The organism is Acrocarpospora pleiomorpha (assembly GCF_009687885.1).
GTDB lineage: Bacteria > Actinomycetota > Actinomycetes > Streptosporangiales > Streptosporangiaceae > Acrocarpospora > Acrocarpospora pleiomorpha.
Window position 1 is genome coordinate 116,986 of record NZ_BLAF01000024.1, and the last position, 14,950, is coordinate 131,935.

A 14,950-nucleotide genomic window follows, 5' to 3' on the forward strand; every position below is an offset into this window, starting at 1 on the left:
CGTTCACTTGCCGGCCGGGGGTCCGTACCACTGGAGTGCTTGTCCGGTTACGGCCGCGATGCATTCGAAGTCCTGGTCGCGATGTAGCAGGGTCAGGCCCCGCAGTTCCGCCGTGGCGGCGATGACCAGGTCCACCGCCTCGGCACTTCGGTGCTGCCCGCGCCTGGTCAGTGCGCCTTGGACCTCCCACGCCCGGTCGTAGGCACGATCGTCGACCGGGACCCAGCCGAACAGCGACCGCATGTCCTCGATCCCCCGGATACGATCCGCGATCGAACGAGCGCTGAAGAAGAATTCGAGTTCGGTAATGGGGCAAACCGCGATCAGGCCAGCGGCCGCCGCCTGGTCCCAGCCGTATTGCTCGGCATCACCACGCATGAGCCGGGCCAGGGCACTGGTATCGATCAGGAACTGTGCCGGATTCACCTGCGATAGCCCCTCTTGTCCTCGAAGATCCCAAGATCGAAGGCTCCCTCGGCAGCGGCCTCACGCAACCGGGCGAGCGCCAGCGCCCGGCGCCGATTTTCCAGCACTTCCCGCAGAGCGCTGTTCACGGTCTCCTTCTTCGTACGGGTCCCCAGCGCCTTGGCCACCTCCGCGACCAGATCATCATCCAGGTCGATCACCGTACGACTCATCGACGCCTCCCGTATATCAAGTACTACATCAATGATATCGGCCGAGATACCCAGATGAAAACGTGGAGCGGTGGATGACAGCCCGCAGTGTGAAAGTTACAGAAAACCTTTAGCGTATGCCCAGGCCGCAGGTCATTGATTAATTGGGCGACTATACGAACATACTCAGCGCGCATACCTTTTCGGCCATGAGATGGATTCTGGCGATCTTAATGCTGGCCGCGACCACCGTGGTCGCCACGGCCACATCTGCGGCGGCCGCGGTCGCATGCGGCGTCACGTACACGACCAACGACTGGAACTCGGGGCCCGGCACTGGCGGCTTCACGGCCAGTGTGACCGTCAAGAACCTGGGCGACGCCTGGAACGGCTGGACGCTGCGGTTCGCGCTCTCGGCCGGGCAGACGGTGACTCAGGGCTGGTCGGCGAACTGGTCACAGTCGGGCGCAAACGTCACCGCGACCAACCAGGACTACAACGGCGCCCTCGGGACCGGCGCGTCCACCTCCATCGGCTTCAACGGCACCTGGACCGGCTCCAACCCGAAGCCCTCGTCGTTCACCGTCAACGGGGTGACCTGCACCGGCTCGACCCCCACCGCTACCCCGACCCCGACCCCGACCCCGACGCCTACCCCAAGCCCCTCGCCGCCTCCAGGGAACGTGTGGAACCCGCCGAGCAACCTGGTCCAGCCGCTTAACCAGGTGTGGAGCCACGTCGAGTCCACTTACCCCAACCTGTACGGCTTCAGGAACTACATCTGGGACCAGATCATGGCCGGGCGGGGCAACATCAACTACTGCGTGCGATGGGACTCCGGCGCGAACGTAACCGCGGCGCTGCGCGACCAGATCCACGCCAACCTGATCCGCATGTTCCAGAAGTGGGTCGACCAGCTCGCCGGCTGGAACGGCTGGCCGTACCCGACAGTCAACGTGAAGGTCGTGGGCTGGGCCGTACGCAACAGGGCGCAGCTGCAGTGGACGGACAACTCCGTCGACATCTACGTCAACGACATCAACGAGAACGCTCCGCAGTGCGCGCCGCCCTGCGGGCGCTTCTTCCACCAGGACGGCAACTACTCGGGCTGCCCAGGCGGGGCGAGTCATCACTATGACATGTCACTCTGGCTGACGGCCGGGATGTCCGGCGGCGCGGGAGGCGACTGGGGCCAACGGATCGGCAGCGAGTACTACGTCAACGCGCTCGGCTCGGCCAACATCCACATCCTGTTACATGAGATAGGACATGGCTACGGGCTCGACGACTTCTACGACTGGACCCCGACCGGGGTGGGCGGCTTCATCATGAAGGCGGGCTCGGCATCGCAGATCACCGAGTTCGACAAGTGGATGCTGCGTGACTGGTGGCGGCACCTCAAGAACCGCTACAGCATCTAGGACAGCGGCTTGGGCCCTGCCCTTTCGCGACACGCCGACCAAGGTCCCGCCTTGGTCGGCGTGACGCCTCAGACTCCGCCGCCGACCCCGCACATCCGAATTCCCCATCGCGAGGATAGGCCGAAGATTACCGTCGAGTGGGCGGGCACGGCCCGGCTGCAGTTACGACTTGTTGCTCTATACGGCGAAAAATGTTGACGGGGTGGAGGTGATCGCGAATTCTGCGTTCGGAGTGTTCTCGAGCCGAGGGAGGCACAGCCCATGCCGCACATCACCCTGGTGTCTGACGAGCCGGGAATCCGGGGACTTTTCAGGTTTCGTCCGGAGATGGCTCGGCCGCTGAACGAGCTGGTCGAGGCGTTGCTGCGCGCGGACAACACCTTGACGCGAGGGGAACGTGAGCTGATCGCGGCGTACGTGTCGGCGCTGAACGAGTGCCGTTACTGCTTCTCCTCGCACGCGGCGTACGCGGCGGCGCAGCTGGAGGGTGGGATGGCGCTGGTCGAGCAGGTCCGCGAGGACGTGGGAGGCGCGCCGATCTCGCCCAAGCTGCGGGCGCTGCTGGGCATCGCGGCAGCCGTACAGCAGGGCGGGCTGCGGGTTACGGACCGGCTCGTCACCGCCGCGCAGGAAGCGGGCGCGACCGATGTGGAGATCCACGACACCGTCCTGATCGCGGCGGCGTTCTGCATGTTCAACCGCTACGTCGACGGGCTGGGCACGATCGCCCCGGACGACCCTGAATCCTACGCGGCCCGGGCCAAGCGCATCGTCTCCGACGGCTATCTCGCCTTACTGGCCGAATCCCAGCGCAAATCGTAACGGCATCCGGGTGGCCGTTGTCGGTTCGCGCTGTCTGGTCAACACTTGATCTGCTGCCTTGATCGAATCGATCGGTTCGGTCAGGCCGTGGCGGCCGCATCGGTCGCCGTGATCGGTCAGGTGTCGGCCAAGGGGGCGCTGAATGGCGAATCGCCGCTTGATCGCGGTGCTGACAGCGATCATCGCCGTGCTCGTCGCGGTGATCGTGGTAATGATCGTCAACGGTGGGGACGACGATCGTGCCTCCCCCGCAGGTGCGGTCTCGACGCCCTCTCCCGTGTCACCGTCCGTCCAGACGCCGGTCGCATCGCCTGTCGTACAGACCGTGGCCAAGGGACAGTGCCTGAACGCGGCGTACACCGTGAACTCCTCGCCCGGTGTCGTCTCCGTCGTGCCCTGCGAGGACGCCCAGGCGAAGTCACGGATCATCGCCGTGACCGCCGACTGCCCCGCGGAGACCGACGGGCTGCGGCACGGTCCTGAGGTGCCCGCCGGGCGGACCGCCTGCGTGCGTAACCTCGCCGCGCCGCATCCGGGCGATCCGGGCAAGGGCGGCGGCATCCTGCGCCCGGGCGACTGCGTCTACATCGCCGAGCCGTCCGACACCAAGGACACCGACCCCCAGGAACGCCCCTGCCACGACCGGTACGGCCCGGGCAAGATCTGGAACTTCTACAAGAAGAAGTCCCAGTGCAAGGACGCCGACGGCTTCCTCGACAACCACTACACCAACCGCCGCGACCACCCGACCAAACCCGTCATCTGCACCAGCGAGGGCTACGACGTCGAAACCCCGGGCGCGCAGTACGCCAAGGGCATCTGCGTCCGCAAACCGGCGAGTTTCGAAGGCGGGGTGCCCGGCTGGCGGACCGTCGTGGGCGGCCTCGACGAGGTCGGCTGCCGCTCCAAGAGCGCCTGGGCCAAGATCGTGGGAAGCGTCAGCGCGCAGCGCTGCCCATCGGGCACGACGGACACCCTGTCCAGCATCGACTGGTACCCCGGCACCACCTGCCTGCGACGTCTGTGACGTCAGAGTTTCTGGTGTGCCGACAACCAGGACAGACCATCGCTGGGGCCGTCCGGGCGCCAGGAGATGGGGAGTTGCACCAACACCGACAAACCCACTCCGGGGGGTTCGATCTGCACCTTGCCGCCGTGCAGGACGACCTGCTGGTGGATCAAGGTCAGGCCCAGGCCAGAGCCGGGGCTGCCGACGCGGCGGCTGAAGCGGTTGAAGGCCTGCTGGTGGAGCTCCAACGGCATGCCGGGACCGTCGTCCGCCACGCGCAGGAGCGCGAAGGTGCCCTCCACCTTCACCATCAGGTCGATGCGTACGGTGCCCTGAGGGCCGACACCGTGGACGGCCGCGTTTTCCAGGAGGTTGTCGACGATCATGCGCAGGCCCTCGGCCCAGCCTCGGACGATCGCATGGTCGGGAAGGTGGGCGACGATCCGTGCGTGGGGGTGGCGGCGGGTGGCCTCGTCTACGGCCATTCCGCTCAGGGACGCCAGGTCGACCTCCTTCAGGGAGTCGGGTTCCATGAGCTCGCCCCTGGCCAGCTGCCTCAGCATCGTGATCAGGCGTTCCACGCGCGCCTGCTCGCCAGCCAGGTCGCGGATGACCTCCACGCGATCCTCCGGCGGCAGGTTGGGATAACCCAGCAGGGCGATATTGGCGCCCATGCTCGTCAACGGGGTGCGCAGCTCATGGGCGGCGGTCGCGGCGAAGGCGCGGGCCGTCTCCAGGGCTTCGGCGGTACGGTGAACGGCCCTGTCGCGGCGGTCCAGCAGCCCGTTGACCAGGCCCGCCAGCTCGTCGATCTCCGGCACACGGGAGTTGCGGGTCAGGCGGCCTTCCCCGGCGCGTACGTCCACCGCCGCCGCGTCCTTCGTCAGGCGCGTGAGCGGGCGCAGCGCGAAACGGCCGAGGGCCAGGCCCGTCGTCGCACCGACCGCCAGGGCGATCAGCGTCACGATCAGGTGCTGGCGGTACATGTGGGAGATCCGACCGGCCAGCGGGGCCTCCTGTTCGAAGACCCAAAGCCGGCCCCGTCTGCCATTGACGCCCAGGGGGGTGCTCACGTAGCGCCAGGCGCCGTCCGGCGAAGTCGCGGGGCCGGGCGCCGACGCGGGCAGGGACTCCGGGACGGTACCCATGATCAGCGGGGTGCCCCTGGCGGGGGCCACGTAGACGCCCTCCTCGCCGATGGCCGTCGGTGTGACGCGGATCCTGGCCGCTCGCGTGGGGGCGGCCTCGCGCTGGGAGTACACCAAAGCGAGGGGTTGGAGGGACTGCATGCGCTGGGCCAGCCGCAGGTCCCGTTCGGCACGCAGGTCGTCGATCGACAGGCGGATGATCAGCAACCCCGACAGGCCGACCAACAGCGGAACCATGACGGCCAGGCACAGCGCGAACCGGGTCGACAGCCTCATGACGGACGGCCCCGCAGGACGTAACCCACTCCCCTGACCGTCTCCAGGATGCGCGGCTCGCCGTCGGCCTCCAGCTTGCGGCGCAGGTAGCCGATGAACGTCTCGACCGCGTTGTGGGTGACCGCGAAGTCGTAACCCCAGACACGTTCCAGCAGAACCTCGCGGGACAGGACGATCCCGGCGTTCCTGGCCAGCACTTCGAGCAGGTCGAACTCGCGCCTGGTCAGGGCCAGCGCCCGGCCGCCGATGACAGCGTCGCGGCCGTCCGTGTTCAGGACCAGGTCACCGACCCGTACGGCCGAGCCCCCCGCGCTCGTGGCGCCGGACCTGCGCAGCAGCGCTCGAAGCCGCAGCGCAAGCTCGGTCAGGTCGAAGGGCTTGACCATGTAGTCGTCAGCCCCGGCCGACAGGCCGGCCACCCGGTCGGCCACCTCGTCCAGGGCCGACAACATCAGAATCGGCACCTCGGAACCGCGGCGCCGCAGTTCGGCGCACACCTCGATGCCCGACAAGCGAGGCATCGACACATCCAGGACGATGGCGTCGACCCGATCGGCGATCTCCAGCGCGGCATGGCCGCTCCCCGCGGCCTCAACAGTGAAACCCTCCAGAGTGAGGCCCCGCCGGAGCACGCGCAGGATCGCCGGGTCGTCGTCCACCACCAGGATCCGGTGTGCGCCCATCTGCTTTCCTCCTCCGGCCGGGCATCATACGGGGACCACGGCCGGACCTGGCATATTAGGCCTTACGGTGCACTGTGAACGGAATCGAGGCCGGGTGCTGGCGGTACTTGCCCAGGTAGACCTTGCCGGTCGGCAGCGCGTTGCCGTTGATCTTCAGGTCGGAGACCGTGAGGCTGTCGGCGCAGGAGGTCTTGAAGTTGAAGCCGTCGATCAGGCCGTGGTTCACGACCGTGAAGGTGATCGTGAGCTTGTCGGCCGACAGCTCGACTTTGTCCTGCTTCTCGAGCTTGACCCACTTGAAGCCGACGATCGGGGTGTTCGAGGTGATCGTCCCCGAGTAGGACTGGGCCTTGGCGCGCTTCTGGGTGACGCGCAGGTGGAAACCGTACTTGTCGTGCCAGAAGTAGTCACCACTGCGGGAGTGGGCACTGAGGGCGTGCGGTCTGCCCTGGACCTGGCCGATCCAGGCGGCCTTTTCGCAGGTGCCGCCGGTCGTGGCGGAGGCGGGAGAGGCGCTGATCAGCGTCGCGCCGATCAGAGTCGCGCCCAGGGCAGCGGGAATGAGGGTGCGTCGCCGCATGGGTTAACCCTTTCGTGTGTGCGAAACCTAGCGCGCAGGACGATAGGGATGCTTCTTGGCAAGAACCTGAGATTCTTGTGACGGCGCTCACCTGGCTGACGGTGGCGGTCTTCCTCGGTGCGTACACGCTGATCGCCACCGAGCGCATCCACCGGGTGGCCGCCGCGCTCGGCGGAGCGGCGATCATGCTGCTGATCCATGCCACCGACGCCGAGGCCGCGTTCTTCTCCGAGGAGAGCGGCGTCGACTGGAACGTCATCTTCCTGCTGCTCGGCATGATGGTCATCGTCAACGTGCTCAAACGCACGGGTGTGTTTGAGTATCTGGCGATCTGGGCCGCCAAGCGGGCGCGGGGCAGGCCGTACCGGCTGATGGTGCTGCTCGTGCTGATCACAGCGGGCGCGTCGGCGTTGCTGGACAACGTGACCACCGTGCTGCTGGTCGCGCCGGTGACGTTCCTCGTGTGCGCGCGGCTGGCGCTGCCGGTGGTGCCGTACCTGATCGCCGAGGCGATGGCCGCCAACATCGGCGGCACGGCCACCCTGGTCGGCGATCCGCCCAACATCATCATCGCCAGCCGTGGCGGCCTGTCGTTCAACGACTTCCTGGTCCACATGGCGCCCATGGTCATCCTGCTGGTGATCGTGTTCCTCGGCCTGTGCCGGGTGATGTTCCGCGAGGTGTTCCGCTACGATCCCGACCGCGCCGCCGAGATCATGCTCCTCGACGAGCGGGAGGCGATCGCCGACCGGCAGCTGCTGTGGCAGAGCCTGGCCGTGCTGGGCGTGGTCATGGCCGCCTTCGTGCTCCATCCGGTGCTGCGCTACGAGCCGTCGGTGGTCGCGATCCTGGGCGCGGGAATCCTGGTGGCCGCCACCAAGGTGACCACCGAGCAGGCCATCGAAGAAGTCGAATGGGAGACGCTGGTCTTCTTCATGGGCCTGTTCGTGATGGTCGGCGCCCTGGTCGAAACCGGCGCCATCCGCCAGGTGTCCCAACTCGCCGTCGAAGCCACCGACGGCCGCCTCGGCCTGACCACGATGGTGCTCCTGTGGGCCTCGACCGGCCTGTCGGCGATCGTGGACAACATTCCGTACGTGGCGACGATGAGCCCCATCGTGTCCGACCTGGTCCAGGCCAACGGCGGCGAGCACGCCCAGGTCCTGTGGTGGGCCCTCGCCTTCGGCGCCGACCTCGGCGGCAACGCAACCGCCGTAGGCGCCGCCGCCAACGTGGTCATCCTCGGCATCGCCGCCCGCAACCACCACCCGATCAGCTTCTGGCAATTCACCAAGTACGGCTTGATCGTCACCGTCGTCACCGTGGCCCTGGTGACGCCGTACCTGTGGCTGCGCTATCTCACCTGATGGCCTCGTAGTCTGGCGTCGCCCACCCACGGGGAGTAACGTCAATTGCGGTGCGCCGGGAAGCCTGGTCGGCAAATGTCCTATCCGATCGGCTTCGGGAGCCTCCCATGTCGTCAGAGTTCGCCGTGCTCATCAACGGCCTCACCAAGCGGTTCGGTCACGTTCCCGCCCTCGACGGCCTCGACCTCGAAGTACGGACCGGTGAGGTGCACGGCTTCCTCGGTCCCAACGGTGCCGGGAAGACCACCGCCCTTCGCGTCCTGCTGGGGCTCCTGCGCGGCGACTCCGGCCACGCCGAGATCCTCGGCTCCGACCCGTGGCGGGACGCGGTCGCCCTGCACCGACGGCTCGCCTACGTCCCCGGCGACGTGACGCTCTGGCCGACCCTGTCCGGCGGCGAGGCCATCGACCTGCTCGCCCGGTTACGCGGCGGGATAGATCCACGGCGACGCGCCACCTTGATCGACCGCTTCGACTTCGACCCGACCAAGAAGGGCCGCGCGTACTCCAAAGGCAACCGGCAGAAAGTCGCGCTGATCGCGGCGCTGTCCTCCGACGTCGAACTGCTGCTGCTCGACGAACCCACCGCGGGCCTGGACCCGCTCATGGAGGCCGTGTTCCGCGAATGCGTCGCCGAGGAGCACGCCGCCGGTCGCACCGTGCTGCTGTCCAGCCACATCCTCACCGAGGTCGAAGCCCTCTGCGACCGCGTCACCATCATCCGCGCGGGACGCGCTGTGGAGACCGGGACACTGACGCAGCTGCGGCACCTGACCCGAACCTCGATCACCGCCGAGCTGGAAGAACTTCCCTCCCTCACCGACCGGCCCGGCGTGTACGGCCTCGCCGTCAACGGCAACCGGGTGAGCTTCGAGGTCGACGCCGAACACCTCGACGGCGTCATGCGGCTGATCACCCAGGCGGGCCTGCGCAGCCTCACCTGCCAGCCGCCCACGCTGGAGCAGCTGTTCCTGCGCCACTACCAGGTGAGCGCGTCATGATCGGAACCGGCGTTCTCGTCCGGCTCGCGCTGCGTCGCGACCGCCTGCTGCTGCCCATCTGGATCCTGGTGATCGTCGCCATCCCGGTCTCGACCGCCTCCGCCATCGCCGAGCTCTATCCCGACGTCGGGCAGCGCCTGGCCCTGGGCGCCACCATCATGGCCAACCCCGCGCTCCAGGCCCTCACCGGGCCCGTCTTCGATCCCGCCTCGGTCGGCGGGCTGACCGCCTGGCGGGCCACGACCATCGCCACGGTGCTGGCCGGTCTCATGAGCATCATGCTGGTGACCCGGCACACCCGCGCCGAGGAGGAGGGCGGCCGGGCCGAACTCATCGGCGCCGCACCGATCGGCCGGTACGCGATTCCCGCCGCCGCCGTGATCGTCACCGGCCTGGCCAACCTCCTCGCCGCGCTGCTGTTGGTGGCGGGCCTGGCCGGGCAGGGGCTGCCGCTGGCCGGATCGGTCGCCTTCGCCGGGATCGTGGCCGGCGTGGGCCTGGTCTTCACCGGGATCGCGGTGGTGACCGCGCAGCTCACCGCCAACGCCCGCACCGCCAACGCCCTCGCCCTCGCCGTCCTGGGCCTGTTCTTCCTGCTCCGCTCGGCCGGGGACGCGGCCGGAGCCGAGGCTGTGTCCTGGCTGTCGCCGCTGGGCTGGGCCCAGCGGATGCGGGCCTTCGCCGGCGAACGCTGGTGGCTGCTGGCCGTGTGCGCCGCCGTCGCCGTCCTCCTGGTGGCGGCGGCCGATCTGCTGGCACGGCGGCGCGACATCGGCGCGGGACTGCTGCCGTCCCGCCGCGGACCTGCCGCCGCGCCCGCGTCCCTGAGGTCGCCACTCGCGCTCGCCTGGCGGCTGCAGCGGGGCCTGCTGTTCGGCTGGGCCGCGGCGTTCGCCGTGGTCGGCGGGGTGTTCGGTTCGCTGGCGGCCAGCGTGGGAGACATCGTCGCGGACAACCCCCAGATCGCCGAGATGCTCGCCCGGCTCGGCGGCTCGGGCGTTCTGGTTGACACCTTCTTCGCTACCCAGCTTGGCGTGTTCGCCCTGGTGGCCAGCGGCTACGCCGTGCAAGCGGCCTTGCGGCCACGCGCGGAGGAGACGATCGGGCGCGCCGAACCGGTGCTGGCCGCCTCGGTGCCGCGCTGGCGCTGGCTCGCCGGCCATGTGGCCTTCGCCCTGGCCGGATCGGCGCTGATCCTCCTCATCGCCGGGCTGGCCGCCGGTCTCGCCCACGGCCTGCGCATCGGCGAACCCGCGACGCAGGCGACGCGCATCGCCGGCGCCGCTCTCGCCCAGGTCCCCGCCGTGTGGGTGGTGGCCGGTATCACCGTCCTGCTGTTCGGGCTCCTGCCTCGGATGACCGCCGTCGCGTGGGCGTTGCTGGTCGCCTTCGTCCTGCTCGGCCAGCTCGGGGAGCTGCTCCAGATCGACGAGACCATCCGCGGGTTCTCCCCGTTCGCGCACGTCCCCGCGCTCCCGGGCGGGACGGCGGCCGCGATGCCGTTCGTGTGGCTCTGCCTCGCCACCGCCGTCTTGATCGCCGCTGGTGTCGCCGGATTCGGCCGCCGGGATCTGCAAGCCGGCTGAGCCGCCGCCACGGCTGGGGTGATCGATCCCGGGGCGTCAAGAACGCGTCAAGAAACGCCATCTTGCGGGAAATGCCCTATATCGTCTCGCATCGCGCCCACGGTGGGCGCGGCGATGACGCCGGGCGAGCCCGGAACCTCGTCCACGTCGCTCGGATGGAGCTCGCGGATGGCGTTGAGCGGGTCATGTGAAACGGGATTCGCGTGATCACCTGCGTGGGGCGATGAGACGCCGGAGCGTCGTCATCGTCGATCTGGCCCGGCATCCGGCGCGGGCTGTCGCGATCGGGTTCGCTCTCGTGGTGGCGGTCGGCTCGCTGGCGCTCATGCTGCCGATCGCGACCACGTCGGGGGAACCGACGGGATGGGTGACGGCGCTGTTCACCGCGACCTCCGCGGTATGCATAACCGGCCTGGTGGTGGTGGACACCGCCGCCCACTGGTCGATGTTCGGCGAGATGCTGATCGCGGCGCTGATCCAGATCGGCGGGCTGGGAATCATGACCCTGGCCACCTTGCTCACCCTGACGGTCTCCGGGCGGCTCGGGCTGCGGGCGCGGCTGCTGGCCCAGGCCGAGACGAAGACCGTGACCATGGCGGGCCTGCCCCGGGTCGTACGCAAGGTCGTGGTGTTCAGCCTGACCTGCGAAGCCCTCGCGGCCGCCGTGCTGACCTTGCGGTTCATGCTCGGGTACGGCGAGCCGCCAGGACGCGCGCTCTACCTGGGGATCTTCCACGCGATCTCCGCCTTCAACAACGCCGGGTTCGCGCTGTGGCCGGACAACCTGGTCCAGTTCGTCGGCGACCCGTGGATCTGCCTGACCATCGCCGCCGCGGTGATCGTGGGCGGCCTGGGGTTCCCGGTGGTGTTCGAGCTGCTGCGCTCCTGGCGGCGGCCCCGGCACTGGACGATGCTGACCCGGATCACCGTGGCCGTGACCGGACTGCTACTGGTCGTCGGCACGCTGGCCTTCCTGGCGACCGAATGGGACAACCCCAGGACGCTGGCTCCGCTGGACGGCGCCGGTAGGCTGCTGGCCGCCTTCTTCACTGCGGTGATGCCCCGCACCGCCGGATTCAACAGCCTGGACATCTCCCAGCTGCATTCCTCCAGCTGGCTGGTCACCGACGTGCTGATGTTCATCGGCGGCGGCAGCGCGGGGACCGCCGGAGGCATCAAGGTCACCACCTTCGGCATGCTGGCCTTCATCGTCTGGGCACAACTGCGCGGCGAAGCCCAGGTGAACATCGGGCACCGCCGCCTGCCCGGCTCCACCCAGCGCCAGGCCATCGTGATCACCATGCTCAGCGGCGCGCTGGTCGCCGCCTCGGCCTACACGCTGCTCCTGCTCACACCGCACAGCCTCGACCAGGTGCTGTTCGAGGCGGCATCCGCTTTCGGCACGGTAGGGCTGTCCACGGGCATCACCGCCGACATGCCGGCGGCCGGCCATCTACTTCTGGTGGCCCTCATGTTCGTCGGCCGGGTCGGCCCGCTCACCCTGGGCTCCGCACTCGCCCTCAAGGAACGCGTCCGCCGCTACGAACGCCCCGAGACGCGCATGATCGTCGGCTGAACATCATCATGCGGCCGGTGTTATCCGGAAGACGGGGTGGTGTACGGCCACGGTCGCGAAGGAGGCGAGCGGTGCGGTTTTCTCGGCGGGGATGTGGGGGCGTGCCCCTGGGGCCAGTGCCAGGTAGCGGCGGATGATCGGTGCTCGTGCTCCGATCTCCACCTCCTCCAGGGTCACCTGCTCTGCCGTACCCCGGCGTAGGACCGCGCGGCCGCCGGCGGCGCGGACGTTGCGTACCCAGTTCGCGTCCTCGCCGAGCATCGATACCAGGTAGCGCTCGCCCTCGTAGTCGGCCACCACTACCGGGACGGAGACGAGGCGTCCGCTGGTGCGGCCGCGGACCTCCAGGGTGACGGCGCGGCGGGGAGACAGCAGGCCCGCGCCGAACTGGCGGGCGTCCATCCGGATCATCGCCCGGGCCAGGCGGCCGGGGCGGTTCGCGGGGTACATCCGCCGTTTCAGCGAGTACAGCAGCGATCGGATCATGGGTTCACAGCCTCGGTAGTGCTGGTGAGTCGTTTGCGGAACACCCAGTAGGTCCAGCCCTGGTAGAGCAGCACGATGGGCGTGAATATGGCGGCGACCCAGGTCATGACCGACAGCGTGTACGGCGTGGAGCTGGCGTTGTCCACGGTCAGGCTGTTGGCGGGGTCCAGGGCCGGCATGACGTTCGGCCACAGGTTGGCGAACAGGGTCGCCGTGATCGCGATGATGGCCACGGCGTTGGCGGCGAACGCCCAGCCGTCGCGGTCGCGGCCCAGGGCGATCAGGGCGCCCGTGATGCCGACGGCGGCGATCGCGGCGATCGGCCAGGTGAGCGGCTTGCCCTTGTCGAGCTGGGTGAGCAGCAGGAACACGCCGCCGATCAGCAGGGCGAGCAGGCCGATCTGGCGGCCCAGCCGGATGGCGGTCGCGCGCAGCTCTCCCTGCGTGCGCAGGGCGAGGAAGACCGCGCCGTGGAAGGTGAACAGCGTCAGCGTGGCCGCGCCACCGAGCAGGGCGTACGGATTGAGGAGGGTGAACAGATTGCCGGTGAACTCGTGCGCGGCGTTCAGGGGCACGCCGTGGACGATGTTGGCGAAGGCCACGCCCCACAGGAACGCGGGCGCGAGGGAGCCCCAGAAGAAGGTGCGGTCCCAGCCGCGCGTGCTGTCGCTCTTGTTGCGGTACTCCAGGGCGATCCCCCGGGCGATCAGCGCCAGCAGGATGAGGAAAAGCGGCAGGTAGAAGCCGCTGAACAGGGTGGCGTACCACTCGGGGAAGGCGGCGAAGGTGGCGCCGCCGGCGACCAGCAGCCACACCTCGTTGCCGTCCCAGACGGGCCCGATCGAGGCGACGACCAGGCGCCGGTCGGACTCGTCGCGGGCGACGAACGGCAGCAGCACGCCGACGCCGAAGTCGAAGCCCTCCAGGACGAAGTAGCCGGTCCACAGGACCGCGATGAGCGCGAACCAGACGGTCGTGAGTTCCATGGTCGTCCTTCAGTACGAGAGGGCGGGAATCGGCTCGGCCGGCGCGGCCTCGGACTCAGGGCCCATGCGGATGAACTTGAGCAGCAGCCGGACTTCGATGGCCGCCAGCACGGCGTACACGAGGGTGAAGCCGACGAGGGTGAGGGCGACCTCGGCGACGTCGACGCCCGGGGAGACGGCGGCGGCGGTGCGCATGATCCCGAAGACGGTCCACGGCTGGCGGCCCATCTCGGTGAAGATCCAGCCGAGCGAGTTGGCGAGGAACGGCAGGGCGATGCCCAGGACGGCGATCCGGGTGAACCAGCGGCTTTCGGGCAGGCGCCCGCGCCGGGTGAGCCACAGCCCGGCCAGCGCCAGCAGCCCGGCCAGCGCGCCGAAGCCGATCATGAGGCGGAACGACCAGTACGCCAGGCCGATGACCGGCCGGTAATCGCCGGGGCCGTACTGCGCCTGGTAGCGGGCCTGCACGTCGTTGATGCCCTCGACCTCGCCGTCGAAGCTGTTGGTGGCCAGCAGGCTCAGCCCGTTGGGCACCTGGAGGTTCACGTGGTTGCGGCCGTTCTCGACGTCGCCGATGGCGAACAGGGAGAAGCCGGCGGACGTCTCGTCCTCCCACAGGGCTTCGGCGGCGGCCATCTTCATCGGCTGCTGCTCGGTCATGATCTGGGCCTGCCAGTGCCCGGACAGGGCCACCCCCACGGCGGCGACGAGGCTGACGACCATGGCCACGCGGCCTGACGTACGGAACAAGGCGACGTCGCGTTTCCTGGCGAGCTGCCAGGCGCTGATGCCGGCCACGAACGCGCCCGCGGTGACGAACGCGCCGAAGATCACGTGCGGGAAGGTGGCCAAAGTGGTGGAATTGGTGAGCACCGCCCAGATGTCGGTCAGCTCGGCCCGCCCGCTGACGGGGTTGAGCCGGTAGCCGACCGGGTGCTGCATCCAGGAGTTGGCGGCCAGAATGAAGTACGCCGAGACGGCCGTGCCGATCGACGCCAGCCAGATCGTCGCCAGATGGATCTTCCGTGGCAGTTTGTCCCAGCCGAAGATCCACAGGCCGAGGAACGTGGACTCCATGAAGAAGGCGATCAGCCCTTCCATGGCCAGCGGAGCCCCGAAGACGTCGCCCACGAAACGCGAGTACGCACTCCAGTTCATCCCGAACTGGAACTCCTGCACGATGCCGGTGACCACGCCCATCGCGAAGTTGATCAAGAACAGCTTGCCCCAGAAGCGGGTCATGCGCAGGTAGTCGGGGTTCTCGGTGCGGTACCAGGCCGTCTGCATGCCCGCCACGATGAGCGAGAGCCCGATAGTGAGCGGGACGAACAGGAAGTGGTAGACGGTCGTGATGCCGAACTGCCATCGCGACAAGTCCAAGACGTCCATCGG

General features: G+C 68.6%; 15 protein-coding genes. 7 read left to right on the forward strand and 8 right to left on the reverse strand.

From position 1 onward, the window contains the following. Window positions 1–3: 3 nt before the first annotated feature. Window positions 4–426: a PIN domain nuclease gene (locus tag Aple_RS22190; protein WP_155346582.1), complete on the reverse strand. Its 423-nt coding sequence runs from the start codon at window positions 424–426 to the stop codon at window positions 4–6. Further along, the gene (locus Aple_RS22195) at window positions 423–638 is read right to left on the reverse strand and encodes a type II toxin-antitoxin system VapB family antitoxin (RefSeq protein ID WP_155346583.1); all 216 of its coding nucleotides are present in this window, start codon (window positions 636–638) and stop codon (window positions 423–425) included. The genes Aple_RS22190 and Aple_RS22195 overlap by 4 nt, the downstream gene beginning before the upstream one ends. 188 nt (window positions 639–826) lie before the next feature. On the opposite strand from Aple_RS22195, the gene Aple_RS22200 reads away from it, so the two are divergent. The 3 genes from Aple_RS22200 to Aple_RS22210 all read left to right on the forward strand — a co-directional run bounded on the left by Aple_RS22200 (window position 827) and on the right by Aple_RS22210 (window position 3,887). Then, window positions 827–2,038, forward strand: coding sequence for a cellulose-binding domain-containing protein (locus Aple_RS22200; protein WP_155346584.1), 1,212 nt, complete (start codon window positions 827–829; stop codon window positions 2,036–2,038). A 327-nt stretch (window positions 2,039–2,365) separates the two neighbouring features. Continuing rightward, window positions 2,366–2,860, forward strand: a complete 495-nt coding sequence (locus Aple_RS22205; protein ID WP_246264691.1) for a carboxymuconolactone decarboxylase family protein — start codon at window positions 2,366–2,368, stop codon at window positions 2,858–2,860. Between the two features lie 142 nt (window positions 2,861–3,002). Beyond that, window positions 3,003–3,887, forward strand: a complete 885-nt coding sequence (locus Aple_RS22210) for a hypothetical protein (protein ID WP_155346586.1) — start codon at window positions 3,003–3,005, stop codon at window positions 3,885–3,887. Between the two features lie 2 nt (window positions 3,888–3,889). On the opposite strand, the gene Aple_RS22215 is transcribed toward Aple_RS22210, so the two are convergent. From Aple_RS22215 to Aple_RS22225, 3 genes are read right to left on the reverse strand one after another with little or no spacing between them, the layout of a single operon-like run. Further along, on the reverse strand, window positions 3,890–5,293 hold the full coding sequence (locus Aple_RS22215) for a sensor histidine kinase (protein ID WP_155346587.1): 1,404 nt from the start codon (window positions 5,291–5,293) through the stop codon (window positions 3,890–3,892). Next, window positions 5,290–5,976 (reverse strand): response regulator transcription factor, encoded by a 687-nt coding sequence (locus Aple_RS22220; protein WP_155346588.1) that lies wholly within the window; start codon window positions 5,974–5,976, stop codon window positions 5,290–5,292. The genes Aple_RS22215 and Aple_RS22220 overlap by 4 nt, the downstream gene beginning before the upstream one ends. A gap of 55 nt (window positions 5,977–6,031) precedes the next feature. Beyond that, window positions 6,032–6,556, reverse strand: a complete 525-nt coding sequence (locus tag Aple_RS22225; RefSeq protein WP_155346589.1) for a hypothetical protein — start codon at window positions 6,554–6,556, stop codon at window positions 6,032–6,034. Window positions 6,557–6,633: 77 nt separating this feature from the next. Here Aple_RS22225 and Aple_RS22230 point away from each other — a divergent pair, with 77 nt between their 5' ends. The 4 genes from Aple_RS22230 (at window position 6,634) to Aple_RS22245 (ending at window position 12,086) form a co-directional block, all read left to right on the forward strand. Continuing rightward, window positions 6,634–7,923 carry an ArsB/NhaD family transporter gene (locus Aple_RS22230; protein ID WP_155346590.1) on the forward strand — a complete coding sequence of 430 codons (1,290 nt, stop codon included), beginning with the start codon at window positions 6,634–6,636 and terminating at the stop codon, window positions 7,921–7,923. A gap of 107 nt (window positions 7,924–8,030) precedes the next feature. Next, window positions 8,031–8,924: an ABC transporter ATP-binding protein gene (locus Aple_RS22235; protein WP_155346591.1), complete on the forward strand. Its 894-nt coding sequence runs from the start codon at window positions 8,031–8,033 to the stop codon at window positions 8,922–8,924. Then, window positions 8,921–10,510 (forward strand): ABC transporter permease, encoded by a 1,590-nt coding sequence (locus Aple_RS22240; RefSeq protein ID WP_155346592.1) that lies wholly within the window; start codon window positions 8,921–8,923, stop codon window positions 10,508–10,510. Before Aple_RS22235 ends, Aple_RS22240 begins: the two co-directional genes overlap by 4 nt. A gap of 223 nt (window positions 10,511–10,733) precedes the next feature. Further along, entirely contained in the window at window positions 10,734–12,086 is a 1,353-nt protein-coding gene (locus Aple_RS22245) for a TrkH family potassium uptake protein (RefSeq protein WP_155346593.1), read from the forward strand. Window positions 12,087–12,092: 6 nt separating this feature from the next. Here Aple_RS22245 and Aple_RS22250 read toward each other — a convergent pair whose 3' ends face one another. The 3 genes from Aple_RS22250 to Aple_RS22260 are packed head-to-tail and all read right to left on the reverse strand — an operon-like array spanning window position 12,093 to window position 14,947. Continuing rightward, a complete protein-coding gene (locus Aple_RS22250) occupies window positions 12,093–12,572 on the reverse strand; it encodes a nitroreductase/quinone reductase family protein (protein ID WP_218038460.1) in 480 nt (159 codons plus the stop codon). Then, window positions 12,569–13,558, reverse strand: coding sequence for a cytochrome d ubiquinol oxidase subunit II (gene cydB / locus Aple_RS22255; RefSeq protein WP_155346594.1), 990 nt, complete (start codon window positions 13,556–13,558; stop codon window positions 12,569–12,571). The genes Aple_RS22250 and cydB overlap by 4 nt, the downstream gene beginning before the upstream one ends. A gap of 9 nt (window positions 13,559–13,567) precedes the next feature. Further along, entirely contained in the window at window positions 13,568–14,947 is a 1,380-nt protein-coding gene (locus Aple_RS22260; RefSeq protein WP_155346595.1) for a cytochrome ubiquinol oxidase subunit I, read from the reverse strand. Window positions 14,948–14,950 lie beyond the last annotated feature (3 nt).

What these genes read in the sequence shown, in the direction of transcription:
- Aple_RS22195 (WP_155346583.1), bottom strand. Translation starts at nt 638, where the DNA reads ATGAGTCGTACGGTGATCGACCTGGATGATGATCTGGTCGCGGAGGTG.
- Aple_RS22200 (WP_155346584.1), top strand. Translation starts at nt 827, where the DNA reads ATGAGATGGATTCTGGCGATCTTAATGCTGGCCGCGACCACCGTGGTC.
- Aple_RS22205 (WP_246264691.1), top strand. Translation starts at nt 2,366, where the DNA reads ATGGCTCGGCCGCTGAACGAGCTGGTCGAGGCGTTGCTGCGCGCGGAC.
- Aple_RS22210 (WP_155346586.1), top strand. Translation starts at nt 3,003, where the DNA reads ATGGCGAATCGCCGCTTGATCGCGGTGCTGACAGCGATCATCGCCGTG.
- Aple_RS22215 (WP_155346587.1), bottom strand. Translation starts at nt 5,293, where the DNA reads ATGAGGCTGTCGACCCGGTTCGCGCTGTGCCTGGCCGTCATGGTTCCG.
- Aple_RS22220 (WP_155346588.1), bottom strand. Translation starts at nt 5,976, where the DNA reads ATGGGCGCACACCGGATCCTGGTGGTGGACGACGACCCGGCGATCCTG.
- Aple_RS22225 (WP_155346589.1), bottom strand. Translation starts at nt 6,556, where the DNA reads ATGCGGCGACGCACCCTCATTCCCGCTGCCCTGGGCGCGACTCTGATC.
- Aple_RS22235 (WP_155346591.1), top strand. Translation starts at nt 8,031, where the DNA reads ATGTCGTCAGAGTTCGCCGTGCTCATCAACGGCCTCACCAAGCGGTTC.
- Aple_RS22240 (WP_155346592.1), top strand. Translation starts at nt 8,921, where the DNA reads ATGATCGGAACCGGCGTTCTCGTCCGGCTCGCGCTGCGTCGCGACCGC.
- Aple_RS22245 (WP_155346593.1), top strand. Translation starts at nt 10,734, where the DNA reads ATGAGACGCCGGAGCGTCGTCATCGTCGATCTGGCCCGGCATCCGGCG.
- Aple_RS22250 (WP_218038460.1), bottom strand. Translation starts at nt 12,572, where the DNA reads ATGATCCGATCGCTGCTGTACTCGCTGAAACGGCGGATGTACCCCGCG.
- cydB (WP_155346594.1), bottom strand. Translation starts at nt 13,558, where the DNA reads ATGGAACTCACGACCGTCTGGTTCGCGCTCATCGCGGTCCTGTGGACC.
- Aple_RS22260 (WP_155346595.1), bottom strand. Translation starts at nt 14,947, where the DNA reads ATGGACGTCTTGGACTTGTCGCGATGGCAGTTCGGCATCACGACCGTC.